Annotated in this window: 27 protein-coding genes, 1 tRNA gene and 1 pseudogene; 19 read left to right on the forward strand and 10 right to left on the reverse strand. The window is 57.2% G+C overall.

The features are described from left to right. Positions 1-189 precede the first annotated feature (189 nt). Both AD664_RS27380 and AD664_RS25485 read left to right on the forward strand, forming a co-directional pair. Positions 190-600, forward strand: a complete 411-nt coding sequence (locus AD664_RS27380; protein WP_256207167.1) for a superinfection immunity protein — start codon at positions 190-192, stop codon at positions 598-600. A gap of 745 nt (positions 601-1345) precedes the next feature. Then, complete coding sequence (locus tag AD664_RS25485) at positions 1346-1531, forward strand: hypothetical protein (RefSeq protein WP_053151117.1); 186 nt, start codon at positions 1346-1348, stop codon at positions 1529-1531. 100 nt (positions 1532-1631) lie between these two features. On the opposite strand, the gene AD664_RS25490 is transcribed toward AD664_RS25485, so the two are convergent. Beyond that, the gene (locus AD664_RS25490; RefSeq protein ID WP_083454263.1) at positions 1632-1988 is read right to left on the reverse strand and encodes a hypothetical protein; all 357 of its coding nucleotides are present in this window, start codon (positions 1986-1988) and stop codon (positions 1632-1634) included. 435 nt (positions 1989-2423) lie between these two features. Beyond that, positions 2424-2765, reverse strand: a complete 342-nt coding sequence (locus tag AD664_RS25495; protein WP_157061604.1) for a hypothetical protein — start codon at positions 2763-2765, stop codon at positions 2424-2426. 167 nt (positions 2766-2932) lie between these two features. Here AD664_RS25495 and AD664_RS25500 point away from each other — a divergent pair, with 167 nt between their 5' ends. The 9 genes from AD664_RS25500 (at position 2933) to AD664_RS25535 (ending at position 8334) form a co-directional block, all read left to right on the forward strand. Then, positions 2933-3520, forward strand: coding sequence for a hypothetical protein (locus AD664_RS25500; RefSeq protein ID WP_053151127.1), 588 nt, complete (start codon positions 2933-2935; stop codon positions 3518-3520). 24 nt (positions 3521-3544) lie between these two features. Further along, on the forward strand, positions 3545-3973 hold the full coding sequence (locus tag AD664_RS25505; protein WP_053151130.1) for a hypothetical protein: 429 nt from the start codon (positions 3545-3547) through the stop codon (positions 3971-3973). A gap of 183 nt (positions 3974-4156) precedes the next feature. After that, a complete protein-coding gene (locus AD664_RS27730) occupies positions 4157-4327 on the forward strand; it encodes a hypothetical protein (RefSeq protein ID WP_172679768.1) in 171 nt (56 codons plus the stop codon). A gap of 446 nt (positions 4328-4773) precedes the next feature. Then, positions 4774-5874 carry a hypothetical protein gene (locus AD664_RS25510; RefSeq protein ID WP_053151133.1) on the forward strand — a complete coding sequence of 367 codons (1101 nt, stop codon included), beginning with the start codon at positions 4774-4776 and terminating at the stop codon, positions 5872-5874. Between the two features lie 10 nt (positions 5875-5884). Further along, a complete protein-coding gene (locus tag AD664_RS25515; RefSeq protein ID WP_053151137.1) occupies positions 5885-6646 on the forward strand; it encodes an ERF family protein in 762 nt (253 codons plus the stop codon). Then, entirely contained in the window at positions 6630-7247 is a 618-nt protein-coding gene (locus AD664_RS25520; RefSeq protein ID WP_053151140.1) for a lambda exonuclease family protein, read from the forward strand. The genes AD664_RS25515 and AD664_RS25520 overlap by 17 nt, the downstream gene beginning before the upstream one ends. Then, entirely contained in the window at positions 7244-7486 is a 243-nt protein-coding gene (locus AD664_RS25525; RefSeq protein ID WP_053151141.1) for a hypothetical protein, read from the forward strand. The genes AD664_RS25520 and AD664_RS25525 overlap by 4 nt, the downstream gene beginning before the upstream one ends. Then, complete coding sequence (locus AD664_RS25530) at positions 7483-7944, forward strand: hypothetical protein (RefSeq protein WP_053151144.1); 462 nt, start codon at positions 7483-7485, stop codon at positions 7942-7944. The genes AD664_RS25525 and AD664_RS25530 overlap by 4 nt, the downstream gene beginning before the upstream one ends. A 75-nt stretch (positions 7945-8019) precedes the next feature. Continuing rightward, entirely contained in the window at positions 8020-8334 is a 315-nt protein-coding gene (locus AD664_RS25535) for a hypothetical protein (protein ID WP_053151149.1), read from the forward strand. 26 nt (positions 8335-8360) lie between these two features. Here AD664_RS25535 and AD664_RS25540 read toward each other — a convergent pair whose 3' ends face one another. Both AD664_RS25540 and AD664_RS25545 read right to left on the reverse strand, forming a co-directional pair. Next, positions 8361-8573: a hypothetical protein gene (locus AD664_RS25540; RefSeq protein ID WP_053151152.1), complete on the reverse strand. Its 213-nt coding sequence runs from the start codon at positions 8571-8573 to the stop codon at positions 8361-8363. Between the two features lie 102 nt (positions 8574-8675). Next, the gene (locus AD664_RS25545; protein ID WP_053151155.1) at positions 8676-9077 is read right to left on the reverse strand and encodes a hypothetical protein; all 402 of its coding nucleotides are present in this window, start codon (positions 9075-9077) and stop codon (positions 8676-8678) included. A gap of 99 nt (positions 9078-9176) precedes the next feature. Here AD664_RS25545 and AD664_RS25550 point away from each other — a divergent pair, with 99 nt between their 5' ends. Beyond that, complete coding sequence (locus AD664_RS25550) at positions 9177-10277, forward strand: site-specific DNA-methyltransferase (RefSeq protein ID WP_053151157.1); 1101 nt, start codon at positions 9177-9179, stop codon at positions 10275-10277. Here AD664_RS25550 and AD664_RS25555 read toward each other — a convergent pair. Then, on the reverse strand, positions 10274-10522 hold the full coding sequence (locus tag AD664_RS25555) for a hypothetical protein (protein ID WP_157061605.1): 249 nt from the start codon (positions 10520-10522) through the stop codon (positions 10274-10276). The genes AD664_RS25550 and AD664_RS25555 overlap by 4 nt on opposite strands. Positions 10523-10607: 85 nt before the next feature. Here AD664_RS25555 and AD664_RS25560 point away from each other — a divergent pair, with 85 nt between their 5' ends. Continuing rightward, positions 10608-11465, forward strand: a complete 858-nt coding sequence (locus AD664_RS25560) for a phosphoadenosine phosphosulfate reductase family protein (protein ID WP_053151164.1) — start codon at positions 10608-10610, stop codon at positions 11463-11465. Between the two features lie 6 nt (positions 11466-11471). On the opposite strand, the gene AD664_RS25565 is transcribed toward AD664_RS25560, so the two are convergent. After that, on the reverse strand, positions 11472-12116 hold the full coding sequence (locus AD664_RS25565; protein ID WP_053151167.1) for a hypothetical protein: 645 nt from the start codon (positions 12114-12116) through the stop codon (positions 11472-11474). A 52-nt stretch (positions 12117-12168) separates the two neighbouring features. Here AD664_RS25565 and AD664_RS25570 point away from each other — a divergent pair, with 52 nt between their 5' ends. Together AD664_RS25570 and AD664_RS25575 are read left to right on the forward strand one after the other, a co-directional pair. After that, positions 12169-13560: a DNA cytosine methyltransferase gene (locus tag AD664_RS25570; RefSeq protein WP_053151170.1), complete on the forward strand. Its 1392-nt coding sequence runs from the start codon at positions 12169-12171 to the stop codon at positions 13558-13560. A 200-nt stretch (positions 13561-13760) separates the two neighbouring features. Continuing rightward, complete coding sequence (locus AD664_RS25575) at positions 13761-14072, forward strand: DUF4406 domain-containing protein (RefSeq protein ID WP_053151173.1); 312 nt, start codon at positions 13761-13763, stop codon at positions 14070-14072. On the opposite strand, the gene AD664_RS27595 is transcribed toward AD664_RS25575, so the two are convergent. Further along, positions 14069-14680 (reverse strand): hypothetical protein, encoded by a 612-nt coding sequence (locus AD664_RS27595; RefSeq protein ID WP_157061606.1) that lies wholly within the window; start codon positions 14678-14680, stop codon positions 14069-14071. The two genes, AD664_RS25575 and AD664_RS27595, sit on opposite strands and share 4 nt — an antisense overlap. Before the next feature lie 87 nt (positions 14681-14767). Here AD664_RS27595 and AD664_RS27390 point away from each other — a divergent pair. The 4 genes and pseudogenes from AD664_RS27390 (at position 14768) to AD664_RS25600 (ending at position 16945) form a co-directional block, all read left to right on the forward strand. Beyond that, positions 14768-15165: pseudogene (locus tag AD664_RS27390) on the forward strand (hypothetical protein). Between the two features lie 49 nt (positions 15166-15214). After that, positions 15215-15580 (forward strand): hypothetical protein, encoded by a 366-nt coding sequence (locus AD664_RS25590; RefSeq protein WP_053151182.1) that lies wholly within the window; start codon positions 15215-15217, stop codon positions 15578-15580. 40 nt (positions 15581-15620) lie between these two features. Beyond that, on the forward strand, positions 15621-15833 hold the full coding sequence (locus tag AD664_RS25595; RefSeq protein ID WP_053151185.1) for a hypothetical protein: 213 nt from the start codon (positions 15621-15623) through the stop codon (positions 15831-15833). Further along, positions 15833-16945, forward strand: a complete 1113-nt coding sequence (locus tag AD664_RS25600; RefSeq protein WP_053151187.1) for a phage integrase Arm DNA-binding domain-containing protein — start codon at positions 15833-15835, stop codon at positions 16943-16945. Before AD664_RS25595 ends, AD664_RS25600 begins: the two co-directional genes overlap by 1 nt. 89 nt (positions 16946-17034) lie before the next feature. On the opposite strand, the gene AD664_RS25605 is transcribed toward AD664_RS25600, so the two are convergent. The 3 genes from AD664_RS25605 to ihfA form a co-directional block, all read right to left on the reverse strand. Next, positions 17035-17111 (reverse strand) — tRNA-Pro (locus AD664_RS25605). A 91-nt stretch (positions 17112-17202) separates the two neighbouring features. Next, a complete protein-coding gene (locus AD664_RS25610; protein WP_003179985.1) occupies positions 17203-17559 on the reverse strand; it encodes a MerR family transcriptional regulator in 357 nt (118 codons plus the stop codon). Continuing rightward, complete coding sequence (ihfA, locus tag AD664_RS25615) at positions 17540-17842, reverse strand: integration host factor subunit alpha (RefSeq protein WP_002553164.1); 303 nt, start codon at positions 17840-17842, stop codon at positions 17540-17542. Before ihfA ends, AD664_RS25610 begins: the two co-directional genes overlap by 20 nt. Between the last annotated feature and the right edge of the window lie 2 nt (positions 17843-17844).

Here is a 17844-nt window from a genome sequence, read left to right on the forward strand (position 1 = left end):
CCATGTCTAGCGCAGACGACTAAGGCCTTGTCTCTTCGATCGTCGGTCATGACGTCCAGCATCAGCAGCTTGTGAATAGGTAGAGACGGATTAGGTCCTAATGTTCAGCCATCGCGACTGACCGCTCGATCGATGGTGGCCTGGCGCCATGAATGCTAAAATCCGCGCTCCAATACAGGGAGTTTAACGGTGAAAATTTTTGGTCTTGTCATCATGGCCGCGGTTTGCCTGATCAGTTTTTTGATTGGCAGCGGTAATAACGGCATCGCGTTGATCGCGAGTATCGTTTTCTTTCCTTGCGCCATTGCGCTGTATTTTTACCCGACGATCTGCGCGATAGGTGAACACCCCAAAGCCACACCCATTTTTGCCCTCAACCTGCTAGCGGGATGGACATTCGTCGGCTGGGTAGCAGCCTTTATCTGGGCTTTAAACAAACCATCACCCGGAGCTTTGGGTCAGCCGGAATCAGCCACGCACGTCGAGGACATTGCTGTCACCGCCAAGACCAAAGATTGCCCTTATTGCGCGGAAACAATCAAAGCTGCGGCCAAGAAATGTAGATACTGCGGCTCCGACCTTGATCAACAGCCCGCCTGAAGAAACGCACCACTCCCAGCCCGCCAAGAGCGGGCTTTTTTTCGCCCACAAAAAATGGAAGCGCTTTGGTTATTTACCAGGCCCAGCGGATTGTTTACCATTTTATTTACCTATATGCATTGACAGGTAATTTCCAAATGGTAAATTTACCTCAACGCCAAACAACAAGGCGCCAGGGCCTCAACAGACCCGACGCTCTTTAACAACTCGCGCCATAAACGATTACCCGGCTCACGCTGGGAGGTCAGCCCCGGCCACACCTGTGGGGCGAGAAGAAGTCAGGTGAACAAAATCGCGCTGCCACTACTGGCGACCGGCGATCCGATAGCCCCGAAAGGCTACCAACGCGCAGAACTGCGACGGCGGACGAGGTGTTGACCGAACTGGCGAATGACCCGGTAGGAGGCGCGAGCAAACAGAGATTCAAAATTAGCGGTCCCGATAGCCTCGGCTGGGACCGCCGGACCTCATGCACCCTGCCCACATAACCGGGCAAACGAGCTGCAGCGTGCATGTTGTAGGGACCTGTGATCCAAGGCGAACAGATGCTGATTGACGCCCTGGGGAGGAAGCTCACCGCCAACCCACGAAGACGACCGGCCAGCCCTGCAATCAGCAGCGGGTAACTGACCAACACCGCTGACGCAACAAACCCAGGCTGTCGCCAGTAGCGGGCCTGGGCTCCAAAGATTTACTGATGCCGCTTCTATGAGGCGGCATTGGAAATCAACGGGAGTAACACCGCATGAACAAAGTCCTTCGCATCACGCTTGCCGGCGAGCGCGAGGTGTTCGCCGACAGCGACCTGGCTGCCTGCATTCGCGAGGCAAATCGCATCAACACCGAGCGCGGCTACACCAACGGCGTTTGCGTGGTTGAGCTGGAAGACGGGCAGCGTATGACGGCGGCTGATTGCAAGGCTGCTGCATGACGATTTCACTGGCTGGCCTTGGCGACAGGGCCAGACGGGAAAATCAATGTGGGTCGTAACGAATTGGCCCAGCAACTAGATGCTGGGCCAAAAAGGTGAGTTAAAGCAATGCAGTGGACAGCATACCCAAGGCCCCCAGAACGAAGCCAATAAGTGCTCCCCGCCCAGGTGTCTCATGGAACAGAGACCACACAACTACGGGCTCAAGAAGCAACAAGGAGGTGACTGATACCACAGTGACGATCCAGATATCACCGGCTGCAACGTATCCAAGCCAATATGCCGCCAGTAGACAAATCCCTGCAAAACACATCAGTGCCAAAGGGAAACTGACTGCTCCCCACGAGGCACTTCCTGTCTGCGCAAGTTTGGCGACTACCACCTCACTGTAGATTGCACAGAACTCACCGACCACCATCAAGCCTAGAGCAGAAACTCCGAGTAGTTCTTTGGACATATCAAAAACTCCTTCGTATTTAGAGCAATATTTTTCAGCTCCCAGCTGGTGATGCAGCTGACCAGAAGCTCGTTGCTGAAATACGAAGCAGCCTTGAATAGGCCTGAATTACCGAAATACTGTCCCATGCTCATGTCCTTCAAAGGAGGTGAGTCTCAGCGTGAAACCAAGACACCGTTCAGATCATACGGTCCTTGAACCATTCTGAACAACCAGCGCCACGACAGCCTGTCGTTAACTGCCCGATCCCCTGGTCCTCCCCAGCACCAGGCCGCATCGGAGTGTGATCTGAAAAGGCGACTCCATACCGGGCGTGTTGTCAGCGCGCTGAGGCCTTGAGCCGGTACTGAATGGGCGTCCTTGCGATGACAAGCGCAGATCACACTCCGATGCGGAAAATCCAGACCAGAAGCTCCATACACCTTGATTACACCGTTACTGACCGTCTTTCGGTGCGTAGCTTGGACAGAGGTACTTCATTGCTAACGGGTCCCCAGCGATGTGCATTTTTGTCGTCATGATTTCATCCTGACGGGACGGGTCGGCATCGATCTTGGCGATTTCTTCCTTTAGCTCTGGGCTCACCCCGCGATCGGGCACGCTGAGCAAGTTCTGCACCGAGTAGTTCATCTCGGGCTTCAACTCCGCACACATGCGGCCGATCGCAACGGCATTCACAGCAGTAGATGCGTTTTCATTGGTCGGAAACGAAACCTGTCCAACGCTACTTAGCGCAACAAAAGCCAGCAGATAACCGCTTTTTGAAATAAATCGCATATCGAAATCATCCAAAAAAGACGATGGCGTTATAGCAGCATAAACACGTGCGTCAATCCCTCATACCTATCGACACAGATCGAATGCATCCCTCCGCGCCCACCGGCAACCAGCGGAGCGGATGAGTGCATCCGAGCTTTGTTGGATCAACCACAGAGGTTTCCGTAATGCCGAAGATCATTGATGTGATCAGGACGAAACAGGGGCAGACGTTTCTGCTCCTCGACGAGCTGCCCCGCTGCGTTTACGAGCGCACCGGAAACCTTCTGGTATCGAACGACGGCGGCTTCTACGACTTCCTCCAAATTGTGCCGGGGTCGCGCGACGCCTTCGCCGGGCGGGAATTCACTATCCAGCTTACAGATGGGTCAACGCTGGAATGCAAGGGTCAGGTCTGGTCGTGCGGCGCCGATGTTGGCGTGCCAACCGCGCAGATCGGCGTCGGCACCCTCGAGTCTCTTGCGCGCTGCTACGTCTTCAGCTCGGCCACAGTCGACGTATCGCTGCTGAACGAATGGCTCTCGAAAAACAAGCCGAGCAGCCGGTACTACAAGTACGACAAGCGCGAGACGGTCCAGTACTGGGAAGCCATTTACCGCACCGAGAAATGGGGGAGTCGAATTTCACCGGCTCGGGCCCGGAAGCTCCGCAAGCGTGGCGCGACCATCTGGCGCGTAGATGGCAGGCCAACCTGGAGCGCTCGCCTCGAGAAGCGCAAGGCGCAAATCCTCGCTGATATCGCAGCAGACTCCTGATCTATCGCCACTCTGGAGGCAACCATGAACGCAGCTTTGAAACTCAGCCAGGAGCGTTTCGACGCTCAGTTGCCTCCGCCGGTGAGCGAGAGCACTCGGGAAGAAGCCCGGGCGGAATGGATCTACAACGCGGTCGAGCAGCTTGTTCAGTTCGGTGCAAATGTAGCCTTTCAAGGGCGGGAGCATCCCGCCAAAACAGTTACCTCGCACCAATTCGCCATGGCTGTCGATGAGTACGTCAACGGCAGGCTTGAGGATTGCGAAATCGTCACCGCATCCCTTGGTTACTTGGTGATCGCGGCCATGAGCGGGCGATACGACAAGGCTGCCGCCGCCGAGCTTCTCGGCCACAGCCACCACCCGCTCGGCAAGCTCGGCGAAATCGCCCAGGCCCTTATTGAGCCCTTGGCTGATGACGCCCTGATAGCCCAGGCAGAGGACAACGAGCTGTGAGCGCTCACATCGACATCGACCAGGCCCTGGAAACCCTTGAACACACAAGTGCCGAGGACTTGGCGACTCGCTGGCTGAAGGACTGATCATCCGCCACTTCACCGCTGGCGATATCACCCCCGAAGAGTTCAAACACTACAGCGCCCGCCTGCTGAAGATCAGTCGGCAGCGCAAGGAGTTGTCATGACCACGCCAATCCATAAGTCGCTGATCGATGAGCAGATCGCCGAGATCGAGCGGAGCCTGACCATCCTCGGTGCTGGCTTGCCGCGCGAACTTCCTGTGGCAGCACTGCCGCCGAAGCTGGTAGCAGCTATCAAAGCTGGCCGGGTTGAAGTGAGGGCTCGGCCATGAAAGCCCTCATATGGATCATCACCGCCGGCCTCCTCATGACCATGCTGGCCTACACAGTGGTCAGGGATCACCATGTTGCTTGTCAGGTGCCTCAGCTCTCCCAGGTGCTGCGATGAGCGGCGAAGGTGCCAAGAAACGCCAGCAGGCCCTCGCCAAACGCTGCGCAAGACTTCGACGCCAGGGGCTCAGTCTCGGCGGCATCGCCAGTATCACAGGCGTTGACCGTGACAAAGTTGCCGCCCGCATAACGCTGGGCGAAAGGTTTCTCAGCCTGGAGACATCGCGATGACAAAAATCCAACGCCTGCGCAGGATCTACACCTGGCGCGGATCAGCAATCGTCCTTCTTCTCTGCACGGCCTGGATGCTCGCAAGCGCCTACGCCGATCGCATCACCTCCTAACTCACACCTTCAAGCGCTGCGCACGTCGCGGCAAGGATTCGCTCGTGTCCGCAAAAACCGAACTGGCTGTAGTGCCGCCCGCAGAAACCGCCCTGGCCGTCTACAGCGCGCCGAACGGCCTGGAGCCATGGCTTCAGCAGATCCGCACCGAGATCGACGGCTTCACACCTGACATCACCACCCGCAAGGGCCGCGATGCCATCGCATCGATGGCCTACAAGGTTGCCAGGTCCAAGACTGCCCTGGACGACGTCGGCAAAAAGCTCGTCGCCGAGCTGAAAGAGGTGCCGAAGAAAATCGACGCCGAGCGCAAGCGCGTGCGGGACACCCTGGAAGCCTGGCAGGAAGAGGTTCGCCGGCCGCTGAACGAGTGGCAGGCAGCCGAAGACGCTAGGGTCGACAAGCACAACGACGGCATCGACTGGCTGAAGAATCGTGACGACATGCTCGCGGAGTTGACGTCGGAGCAGATCAAGCAGCGCATTGCTGAAGCTGAAGCCGTTGAGATTGGCGCCCATTTGGAGGAATTCGAGGCCGAAGCGGCCCGGGTGAAGGACAGGGTCCTGGGTAAGCTGCGCGTCGGGCTCGCCAAGCGTGAGGCCTTCGAAGCGGACCAGGCCGAACTGGCTCGGCGCCGCGCCGAAGATGAAGCGCGTGAGAAGAAAGAGCGCGAGGACCGCATCGCCAGGGAAGCCGCCGAGCGCGCCACACGCGAAGCCGAAGAGAAAGCCATGCGGGAGCGCGAAGCAGAAGAACAGCAAGCCCGTGATGAAAAAGCAGCGGCGGAAAAGCGTGAAAACGACCTGAAGCTGGCCGCCGCCGAAGCCGAGCGCAAAGCCGAGCAGGCCAAGCGGGAGAAGATCGAGGCGGACCAGAGGGCCGAGCGCGACCGACTGCAAGCAATCGAAGATCAGAAGCAGGCCGTTGAAAAAGCACGCCTTGATGAGATTGCCCGCCAGAGAGCTGCAGCTGACGAAATCCTGCGCCAGGAGCGGCTGCGCGAGGCTGACAAGGCGCACAAAGCCAAGATCAACCGCGCCGCGCTGGAAGCCTTCATCGCCGGCGGCATGACCGAGGAATGCGCGAAGCAGGCGATCACTCTGATCGCCCAGCGCAAGATCCCAGCCATTTCCATTCAGTACTGAGAAGCCCACCATGGCACAGGAAATCATTCTGCCGGAACAACGCCGCCAAGCCGTGGCGCCGATCAAGTCGGACAGCAGCATACTGGCTGTTATCAGCCGGGCCGCCGCCGACCCTACCTGCGACATCGAGAAGATGGAACGACTTCTGGTCATGCATGAGCGGATGCAGGCGCGGGACGCCGAAGCAGAGTTCAACGCTGCCATGGCTGCCATGCAGAGCGACATCCCAAGCATCGCCGAGCGCGGCGCCATCGTCGTTAACGGCCAGAAGCGCAGCGATTACGCCACGTTCGAAGACATCAACGACGTGATCAAGCCGATCATGCAGGCCCACGGATTCGCCATTACCTTCAAGGTTGAGAACGTGCCAGCAGGCTTGAGCGTCACCGGAATTCTGATGCACCGCGCCGGGCACCGGGAAAGCACGACTATGTTGCTCCCGCTCGACACCAGCGGCAGCAAGAACGCGGTCCAGGCTGTCGGCTCGTCCACTAGCTATGGCAAGCGCTACGTCATGTCGGCTCTGTTGAACATCACCACTCGCGGCGAAGACGACGACGGCCATGCCGCCGTTCCAAGCGTCACGGTGACACCGGTGCAAGCCCGCCAGCTCCAAGCGCTGCTGGACAAATGCAGTGACAAGGCGAAAGAGGCGTTCGCCAACCTACATGGCACCACGTCAGGCGTAAGCAAGGGCGAGTTCGATAGGGTATTGGGGCAGCTCACCAAGTCGGCAGCAAAAGCGGAGGCAGAGAATGCAAATAATCAGTGATGTCGAGCAAGGCACTCAGGAATGGCTAGATCTGCGCCTGGGCATCGTTACCTGCTCGGAGCTGGATTGCCTGCTGGTCAACGGCAAAGGCGAAGCCGGGTTCGGCGCTGGAGCGTTCACCTACATGAACACCCTGATCGGCGAACGCATCACCGGCGAAGCCGCTGACCCCTTCCAGGGCAATCGCCACACAGAGCGCGGTCATGAGTACGAAGGCACTGCCCGCGGCCTGTACCAGGCACAGGCGGACGTGACCACGCATCAGGTTGGCATCATCCTCAATCACGGAATTGGCTACTCGCCTGACTCGTTGATCGGGACTGACGGCCTCTGCGAAATCAAAACAAAGCTACCGAAGTTCCAGGTGGAGGTCATCCTCTCCGGCGAGGTTCCAAAGGAACACGTAGCGCAGTGCCAAGGCGGCCTCTGGGTTTCAGAGCGCGAGTGGATCGACTTCGTCTGCTACTGGCCTGGCATGCCTCTGTTCATCAAGCGCGCCTTTCGGGACGAAGTGATGATTCGCAAACTCGCCGAGCGGGTGAAAACCTTTTACGAAATCCTCGACGAGCGCATGAACAAGGTATTGGGGATAGCAGCATGATCAGCAACCACCTCAGCCTGGTCGAGCACAACCGGCCACAGGCAAACGCCCTTTCCGACCAGATCGCCCAGTTCCTGGCGGCAGGCGGGCGGATCGATGAACTGCGAAGCCCTCCGAGCAATCCAATCCCGCCGGCCCGCTCAACCCGGATAGACCCTGAAACGATCCTCAAGCGCAAACCCCGAAAGCTGACCCTGGCTGAACGCCGGGCGCTGCGCAAAATGGCGGACTCGCTATGAGCAAGCGCAAACCGTGCAATCGGCGAGCACAGATCGAGCGCAGCATGCGCGCCCTGGTCAACACCAACCACGCCGCAGTGATCAATATCGACCCCAGCGGCTTGCAGGTGATGATCAACTGGAAGAACGGCAAGCAGATCCTTTCAAAGCCAGTGGCTGACGCGCTCTGTGATGTCGCTCACCGCTGGACAATCTACATCGCAGGCATTTGCGTCCGCCAAGACGGCGCCCAGTACATCAAGTCAATCGACATCAGGCCGGACGGCGTGCACATGGCGGAAAGGCTCTCGGATGTCGTTGAGCATTTCTACGAAGAGGTGAAGGCCGACTGTAACCCGAACCACCGGATCGGCATGGGCTGGCTGGCCGTGCCCGGCGATACGCCGGTACCCGAGGCGCGATTGTCTGCACTTCTGGCTGCCGTCGGCGCCTGGAACCAGGTGAAGGTAGCAGCGTGAGACGTTTCCGCACCCAACAACGCAAACGACAGACATGGCTGGCACTGCCGGCCAGTGGAATTGAGGAGGTAGGCCATGGCCAAGAGCAATGCGCAATTGCAGAAGAACAAGCGCGCCAAGGAGAAGGCCTTGCTGGAACGAATCGGCGCGGAGAAGCGATCGTTGATTGTTTCGAAAGCGCTTGATGATGCTCTGCTGATCCTCGGCGAGCGCCACGGCTTCGAGGAATGGCAGGAGACGGTGTCGAGCTTCATCATCAATCTGGCTGCAGCGCCGGCCGAGGAATCGGAACGCTTCGCGAGCATGTCGCGACCGGAATTGGTAATTAAGGAGAAGTGGTCGCGGCAGCTTGAATACTTTGCGAAAACAGGCACCGAGAATTATCAGTGAAATCCATTCAGTGCCAATCAACTGTATTACCGCGGGCCGGGCATCGAACTTGGTTTGCTTTTCGAGTCGAGCTGATCAGCTGCAGCGATGGCTGAATCAAGATCATAAATCCAAGTTGAGTCTGCACCAGGGCCGATCAATTGATAGCCCACAACCTCTCTCGTGTTATCGAGGTGAACCATCACCCTCTCGTAAACGGTGAATTTCCCTTTTGTGTAAACCGCAGCGCCTCGTTGCATGTCTTGCTCCTTTGATCCGGCTCCATGCCGGTCACCCCGTAATACTCCAACCCAAACCAAATTGCCACCACCGGTCACGGAGGGGAAAGGCGCGTCGTTGTTTTAAGGGTTGACTGGCGTGTCTACACGTTGACCTGTTTCCAAATCCTCAAGCTTGAAGTCCCACCAGCCTTCACTTGGCACAGACTTGAGGCCGTACTCCCGACCAGCGATCAGGTTAACGTCTCGAAAAATCGGTCGTGTCGCCCGGGTCCCGGTCCACTTTTTTACTTCTAAGCGGTGGCGCCCCGCCGTCAATCGATATTCCGTCCGCTGCGTATACACCGCATAGAGAGTATCTGCCCCGTCCACGCTAGCGATCGTGAGCGTTTTCTCAATCGCCCGAATGCCGGCGGTTTGAGAGTTTGGCAGCCCTTCTGCCGCCTTTTCTGTGTACGACTTGCACCCAGCTGCCACCAACAGCGTCGCGACACCGAGAATCCGTAGTCCTCGAGCAAACTGCATAGCCTGCCTCTTCCCTTCGCAAATTTCTCTATTCAATCCCATCAACTATCAAATTGCCACCCTAGCCTGCGGAGGGCGGCGCCTGCATTGGAGAAAACCATGTCCCAGCAGCACCAGATATTGGTCGGCGACTGCATCGACATGATGCGAACACTGCCGGACAAGTCGGTAAACACCTGCGTGACGTCGCCGCCCTACTTCGGGTTGCGGGATTACGGCATGGCTGACCAGATCGGCCTGGAACAGACACCCGCTGAATTCATTGCACGCCTGGTGCTGGTGTTCCGGGAGGTTCGCCGGGTGCTGCGCGATGATGGAACGATCTGGGTAAACATGGGCGACACATACGCTTCAATCGCCGGCGGTTACGCACCAGATGGCTCAGCCGGAAAGCACGATATTGTCTCGATCGCTACCCGCGGCGCGGTGCTGCGCGGCAAGCGACGGACCCCGCCCAATGGGCTCAAGCAGAAGGATTTGATGGGTATCCCCTGGCGGCTCGCCTTCGCGCTCCAGGATGATGGCTGGTATTTGCGTCAGGACATCATCTGGCACAAGCCGAACCCCATGCCTGAGTCCACCCGGGATCGATGCACGAAATCGCACGAATATCTGTTTCTGCTGAGCAAGTCGCCCCGGTATTTCTACGACCAAGACGCTATCAGGGAGCCAGTTGCACCCAGCTCGGTCTTGCGGATGGCTCAGGATCTCGAGCAACAACGTGGCAGCGATCGTGTGCCGGGCAAAGCGAATGGGCCGATGAACGCCGTTCGCAGGAGGAGGGACAGCTTCAAGCGTGAGAACTCAAAGCGCGAGCAGGCGATACCTGGGCAATCCATTGGCACCCATCGGCCAGATCGCAAGGAGAGCGACTATGCAATCGACACCCGAAACAAACGCAGCGTATGGACTGTGCCGACGCAAGGCTTTAAGGGCGCCCACTTCGCCACCTTCCCGCCCGAACTGATCCGCCCTTGCATCCTGGCCGGCGCCCCGCGCGGTGGGGTGGTGCTTGATCCATTCGGCGGTGCAGGTACCACGTCGCTGGTTTCAATGCAGGAGGGTCGCCGGTCGATCATCTGCGAGCTGAATCCCGAGTATGCGGAAATGGCCCGGCGTCGTATCGACGCGGCCTGGCTCGATGGCGCGGCGCAGATGGACGTTTTTCATGATTCCGCGCCGGCCGCCAGACGAATTTAACGCAGTGAGTAGTCGATCCATCGCTCTGCTGCTTGCTGCGATTCGTGGAGAGCCTGATCGTCGCTTGTCCAATGCGCACCCTCTACGGCGTCAACTGGCGTCTGGGCGGCCTCTTGGCCGGGGATGCTCAGCATTGCCCCAACTGGCACACCGCCCTCAATACGCCACTTGAAATCAATCAAGACTGTTATTCCTTTTTTGGTCAGATATTCAACCGGGCGTGGCCTATCGACAAGTAGTGACATTTCCTTCTCCCTGATCCGGCCCCATGCCGGGCCATCAACCAATAGCCCACAAACCCACTTCACGCCACCCTGGCGAGGATCTGCTATGTCTCCCTACCGCCTGCGTGGCAAGACTGTGCTGAGTTTTTCCGGCGGCCGCACCAGCGCCTACATGCTGCGCCAGGTGCTGGACAACAACGAGGACCTGAGCGATCTGGTCGTCACCTTCGCCAACACCGGGAAGGAGCACCCAGCCACCCTGGAATTTGTTCGGGAATGCGCCGAGCGCTGGGCGGTGCCGATTGTCTGGCTGGAATTTCGCGACGATGACGCTGGGTTTACGGTAGTGGATTACGCCAGCGCCAGCCGCCAGGGCGAGCCGTTCGAAGCCCTGATCAGAAAACGGAAGTACCTGCCCAATCCGGTGACCAGGTTCTGCACCATCGACCTGAAGATCCGCATCATCCACAAATACCTGCGCAGCCTGGGCCTGTCGACCGAGGAGGTACCGGTGGACATGATGACCGGAATCCGCGCCGATGAGCCGCGGCGTATCGTGAAGATCCGGCACCGCAAAAGCACCGGCGAAAGCAAGTGGGCAACCATGGTGATGCCGTTGGCTGACGCCGGTGTCGGCGTGCAGGACGTGACCGACTTCTGGTCCGAGCAACCATTCGATCTGATGCTGCCGACGATCAACGGCAGAACGCTGGAAGGCAACTGCGACCTTTGCTTTCTAAAGGGTGCCAAACAGGTCTATTCGATCATCGCCAGCGACCGGCCCAAGGCCGAGTGGTGGGCACGCATGGAAAGCTCCGTTGTGTCGGGCGGCAAGTTCACCGGCGACGGCGCCCGCTTTCGCAGCGACCGCCCCAGCTACCAGCAGATGCTCGACTACTCCGATACCCAATTCGATATGTTCGCCGACCACGACGAGGCTATTTCTTGTTTTTGTGGAGAATAAATTAGATCAATCTGCCTCTCTATAGATAATATTTAGCATCTTAGGGCCGCTCACCTTACTGATGTCGTCCACCGTAGTATATCGCAGCACAGATAATTCTAATGACAGAGCTATAAGATCAGCAATTTTTTGCTCTGCAATTTCCTTTCTTCGAATTGGTTCTTCGGCTAACTTCTGATGCTGAGCACTGAAGCCTTCATGTTCTAAAATTTTTATTGCAGCATTTCCCATGCTATCCGCCTCCCTTCGGAAATGGTCCCTGAGAGTCTCAAGCAACTCGAGCTGAGTTGATAAATAAGCTTGAGCCTTTGAAATCTCTAGCTCTGACTTCGCTATACCTATCTGCTCTTCTTGCCTGGACAAGGCCAGTTTCTGATGTTTTTCCATTTTAAGAAACTCGCCGGCCTGTACATCTAATAGCTCTCTTTGCAAATAAACAGTTTTAAGAACAGCGAGAAGAGTGCAAAACGATATCAAAGGACCAAACACACCGCCGAAGTAACTTCCGAATGCGGACCAATCGGAGGAGTTAGGAGATAGCTGACTACCAAACATGGTCCAATAGTAATAGGACGCAAAGATAGCGCTCACGAATACAATGCAAATCAACAAAAACCAAAAGCTAAATATTGTTCTTGTCAAGCGTTCCATGCCAGTCACCATGTTTTTCAGAATCGGCGAAATATACCAGTGAGGTTTAATTATGCCCATCACTTACGGAAGCGCGTGCAGCGGCATAGAAGCCGCGACGCAGGCCTGGCACCCGCTGGGCATGAACGCCGCCTGGCTCGCCGAGATTGAGCCCTTCCCATCGGCGGTCCTGACCCATCACTACCCCGACGTGCCTAACCACGGCGACATGACCAAGCTGGCCGCCCTGGTGCTGGCCCGAAAGATCCCGGCGCCGGACATCCTGGTCGGCGGCACACCCTGCCAGGCGTTCAGCGTGGCCGGCATGCGCGAAGGCCTTGCCGACCCCCGTGGCGCCCTCACCATCAAATACGTGGAGCTCGCAGATGCAATTGACCATGTTCGCGCCATCGATCGACAGCCCCCCGCCATCGACGTCTGGGAAAATGTCCCTGGCGTCCTCTCCGACAAAGGCAACGCCTTCGGATGCTTTCTTGGGGCGCTTGCTGGGGAAGACAGCGAGTTGTTCGCTCCAGGGAAAAGGTGGGCGGACGCTGGTTGTGTGTATGGACCCAAAAGAACAATCGCATGGCGGATCCTGGACGCCCAATATTTCGGCCTGGCCCAACGACGCCGTCGTGTGTTCGTTGTCGCAAGTGCTCGAGCAAGGTCCGATCCCACCGAGGTACTTTTTGAGCGAGAAGGCGTGCGCCGGGATACTACGCCGCGCCGAGGCGAGGGGCAGGACTCTCCCGCCGGCACTCTGCGAAGCACTGATGGCGGCAGCGTTGCCGGTAACGCAATAGCAGGTCATCTTCAGCCATTAGCTTTGGGCGGCGGCGCCAACTGTGAACAGACCGAGGTTGCAACAGCTCTCAGCGCACACCCAGGCGGCACACGCATGGATGCGGAAACCGAAACGTTTGTCGTAACTGCGCCGCTCACAACAAACCAGTACGGCGACCATGAGAGCCGGGAGAGTCTCCTGGTGGTACACGGTACGCAAGACCCGTGTGTCAGCGACAAGCTCGCCTTCGCCCTAGGCCGAAACAACGGCCAGGAAAACGCAGTATGTGTGACCGGCGATATCACCCACACACTGAAAGCTGAAGGGCGTGATGCAAGCGAGGATGGAACGGGCCGTGGCCAGCCGATCGTTGCTTGCCGTGAGGTCGCTCAGACCCTGACCAGCAACTATGGAAAGCAGATCGACAACACGAACTCCTCTCTGGGCCCCAACGTTGTATCAGAAGTCAGTGCAGTTCGCCGACTGACTCCGCGCGAGTGCGAGCGCCTCCAGGGCTTCCCCGACGACTACACGCTGATCCCTTGGCGCGGCAAGCCAGCCAAAGATTGCCCGGACGGGCCACGCTACAAGGCAATTGGCAACTCCAAGGCCGTGCCGGTAGTTCGCTGGATCGGCCAGCGCATCCTCAAGCAGATCACACCCAGCCCGTACGGCTGATGATGTCGGCCAGGCAAATAAATTCGGAAATCAGCTTGATCCAAAAAGTTAGTTTTCTCATGCAATAGCTCCGGAATTGGTTGCAACGTTACGTCCGGTGAATGTCGCTTCTATTTTCCCGGCGCCATCAATCCATTTCCTATTGGGCTGTTTCCAACACTAACTCCACCGCCCGGGCCTGGCCCGGCAAGGACTCCCCCGTGAAACGGATCTACCTCAGCGGTCCCATGACCAACATGCTGGACCTGAACTTCCCACTGTTCCACGCCACTGCCGCCAGCCTTCGCGCCGCCGGCCACACCGTGATTACCCCTTCTGAGCTGAATCCGGAGCCCGGGACCTGGAGCGAATGCTTGCGCCGCGACATCGCCGCGCTGATGGAATCCGACACCGTGGCTACCCTACTCGGCTGGCAGGATTCTCGCGGAGCCAGCCTTGAGGTCCATATAGGCAAAGCCCTCGGCATGAAAGTTGTGAATGTTCAGGATCTAATAGAACCGCAAAAAAGCTAAAACCTGCGATACTCTGACAAGGCTTTCACAGTACGAGAAAGTATATCTTTCAACCCGGAAAACAGCACGACCAAGTTATAATTCTCTCCACGAAAAGTAAACTCACCGCTGCAGAAGTCGTACTGCCTCATCCTATCTGTCTCCGCGAATCCAACTATACCTTCCTTTGGGCCAATGTAGTCTTGAATGAAGTTCTTATGTTCACTTGTTTGGGCCCAGTAATCTAGGCGCTCATCGAAGTGCTCCAAGTGATCGCGTAGCGTCCTATTTCTTATGACGTGTGCTTCATCCTGTATATCCAATACAGCTAGCAATGTGGCTGAACGCGCCTTAGCCATGCAGACATCGCATAGAAGACCATTCGAACTAGGTTTATGGCAACTACATTTTTTTTTGGATGTTAGAGCTGGCGGCCAAATCAATCTTGAAATATTACTGAGATGAGTTAAGAGGCTGTGAATAGTTCGAAAGCTCTCATGATTTGTTCCAGGATAATCACCTAAATCCATCTTTTGTCCAATTTTATTTAGCACTCCAGCTGCATTTAAGGCCATTAAAGATTGAGATTCGATTTCAGACAGATATATCTCTATTACGTTTTTGTCCATTTTGACTAATCCTTATTTCCGTCATTTATATGACATTATCTAAACATCAGCATTCCAATTAGCCACTATAGCGGCAAGGACGAAGTCATGCCTGAAGAAATCAAATTGATCCAGCCAGCCCCGGTCGTGCGCGATGAATACAGCATGTTCCCTCACCCCGATATGCCCGACTTCGACGAGGGCGACGGTGATAAGTGCAAGGCATGGCGCGACGAGGAACCGTCTGAGCTGGCTTACGACCAGGGATCGAACGTCGGCACTGCCTATGCGTTGGTGGCGGACTCGACTACTGGGGCGAGGGTATGGATGCTTACACCGTGTGGGCTGATTGGAAACTGAACTGGTGCTGGCATGGGCCGTTCGAACCGCACCCGGCAGGCCATCCATCCGAAGACTACCCAAACACGGAAGGCTTCATCCCGACCACGCGCAATTTGCTGAAGTTGGCCGCTCAATGCGAGCTCGCCTCTAAAGCGAAACCCTAACCCCACTCCCCCTACATGCCTGCCGGTGAACGGCGGGCGAGGAATCACTATGCGTGAGAAATCATCTATCCAGGATCTGCGGGGCGCCGATCTGGCGCTGTGGGCAGCCCGCGCCCAAGGAATTGAAGAAAGACGGCAAATCAAGCTCTACGCCTCTGGACCTTGCCTGTACCGGGACACTGGCCCGGGCGGCAAGCCATTCCCGTTTCGCCCCGACTCGCACCTCGGTGAGGCAGGGATCCTAATCCAGGAAATGGCTGAAGCAGGAATCTTGACCCTATTTGCCCATGGCGCGCAGTTCGAGACGAAAGAGTTTGGGCATGTCGGGTTTTCCGGTTCGCCTTCCGAGGCGCTGACCCGCTGTTACATCGCCTGGAAGCTCGGCATGGACTTCACCACCACACCGACCAACTGACCACCACCTTCTGCCGCCAAGCGCGGCATGGAGCATCCCAATGAAAAAAGAGCTGATCAAGATCAGTGAGTTCCAGCGCCGGCGCTGGGGCGAGAACGGCACCCCTCCGTGCCCCCAGGCGATCCGCAACTACATCCGCAACGGCCAGGTGCCCGGCGAGCAGATCGGCAAACTCTGGTACGTTGATTGGACGGCATACAGCCGTGCGGAAGGTAATGACCTGGTGGCAATGGTGTTGAAAGGAGCTGCATGATGGTCCCACGGCCGCGCAACAAGGCGAACAAGAATCTTCCGCAGAACCTGTACTTCGACTCGCGGCGTTCCAGCTATCGCTACCGGCGGCCCACCGACGGTAAGTGGTTCCAGTTTGGTACCGATCGCATCAAGGCGATAGATGCAGCGAAGCAGCTGAACTTGGAATTCATGCGCGGGGCGGATCTGGTCGGCGCCGTCCTGGGCAAGTCATCAGAGACTTTCGCGGCCTTCCTCGACATCTACGAGCGCGACCTCCTGCCGCCTCGCGAGCTGGCAAAAGGTACCCTTGGCCTGTACGCCGTCCACTTCCGGCGGTTTCGGAAACATTTTGAAGGCAAGGCCGTCGACCAGATTACGATTCGCATGATTGCGGAAATGTTGGACGCTCTCACCCCGCGCACGGCCAACCAGTGCAGGGCCCTGCTGATCGACATCTTCAACCATGCGGCAGCCAAAGGCCTGTGCCCGGACAACCCAGCGGCCAGCACCATCAACCGGATCGAGAAGAAGCAGCGTAAACGGCACACCGTAGAGGGCCTGAAAGCCATCCGTGAGAAGTCGCCGGCCTGGCTGCAGAACGCAATCGACCTGGCCCTGATCACGGCGCAGCGCCGCACAGACATCCTTAACATGCGATTCGATGGGGTTCGGGAGGGCTTTCTGTATGTGGTGCAGCAGAAAACGGCCAAGGCCAGCGACGCGGCCTGGATCCGGTTCAAGGTCACCGATGAGCTTCAGGCCGTGATCAGCCGATGCCGGGATGACATCGTTTCCCCTTACCTGGTTCACCGACGGCCTGATCGCAAGAAACAGAAGCAGGCGCAGACGAAAGATCACTGGACCCAGGTCGAGGAGCGATATTTGACGCGTGCGTTCAAGGAAGCCAGGGAGGCGGCGAACTGCTATGCGGGATGGAAGGAAGAGGAAATGCCGGGCTTCCACGAAGTGCGAGCATTGTCGTTGCACCTGTATCAGAAAGCCGGAAAGGAGGGGCAGAAGATCGCCGGTCACGCGAGCGAGACCATGACGAAGAACTACCAGAAAGACCACGCAGAAATCGTCTGGTCAGAGGCAATCCCTGACCTGAATATCAGCGAAATCACCGGGTAGTTTTGCGCAAGTTTTGCGCGGGTTTTGCGCAGGCACAAAAAAACCGATCCATCTGATCGGCTTAAGTGTCTGATTTTACTCAGGAAATATGGTCGGGACGGAGTGATTCGAACACTCGACCCCTAGCACCCCATGCTAGTGCGCTACCGGACTGCGCTACGCCCCGACTAGGCGTGAATCTTGTTTCGCTTCTCAGCGGAACGCTCAGGAATATATCGCAAGCTTTTGAAAACTGGAAGTATTTAAAAGCAGAAATTTTATTTCTTGAGCACCACCAGCACATCTTCAAGCTCGGCGATCATCTGGCGGATCATTTGTTTGTACTGGGTAGTGTCGTCTTTGGCCTCGTCACCCGACAAGCGCAGGCGTGCGCCGCCGATGGTGAAGCCCTGGTCATAGAGCAGCGCGCGGATCTGCCGGATCATCAGCACGTCCTGTCGCTGATAGTACCGGCGGTTTCCGCGGCGCTTGACCGGGTTGAGCTGAGGAAACTCCTGCTCCCAATAGCGCAGCACGTGCGGTTTTACCGCACACAGCTCGCTGACTTCACCGATGGTGAAGTAGCGTTTGCCTGGGATGACGGGTAGCTCGTCGTTATGACTTGGTTCCAGCATAAGCCTCAACTCGGGCCTTCAACTTCTGCCCTGGACGAAAGGTGACCACACGGCGAGCCGTGATCGGGATTTCTTCTCCCGTTTTTGGATTGCGGCCAGGCCGCTGGCGTTTGTCCCGCAGGTCAAAATTGCCGAAACCGGACAACTTGACCTGTTCGTTGTCTTCCAGAGCGTGCCTGATTTCTTCGAAAAACAGTTCGACCAGTTCTTTGGCTTCCCGTTTATTCAGGCCCAGCTCCTCATACAGACGTTCCGCCATCTCAGCTTTCGTCAGAGCCCCCATAC

Origin of the sequence: Pseudomonas sp. P97.38 (genome assembly GCF_001269745.1) — a bacterium.
Taxonomy (GTDB): Bacteria; Pseudomonadota; Gammaproteobacteria; order Pseudomonadales; family Pseudomonadaceae; genus Aquipseudomonas; species Aquipseudomonas chlororaphis_E.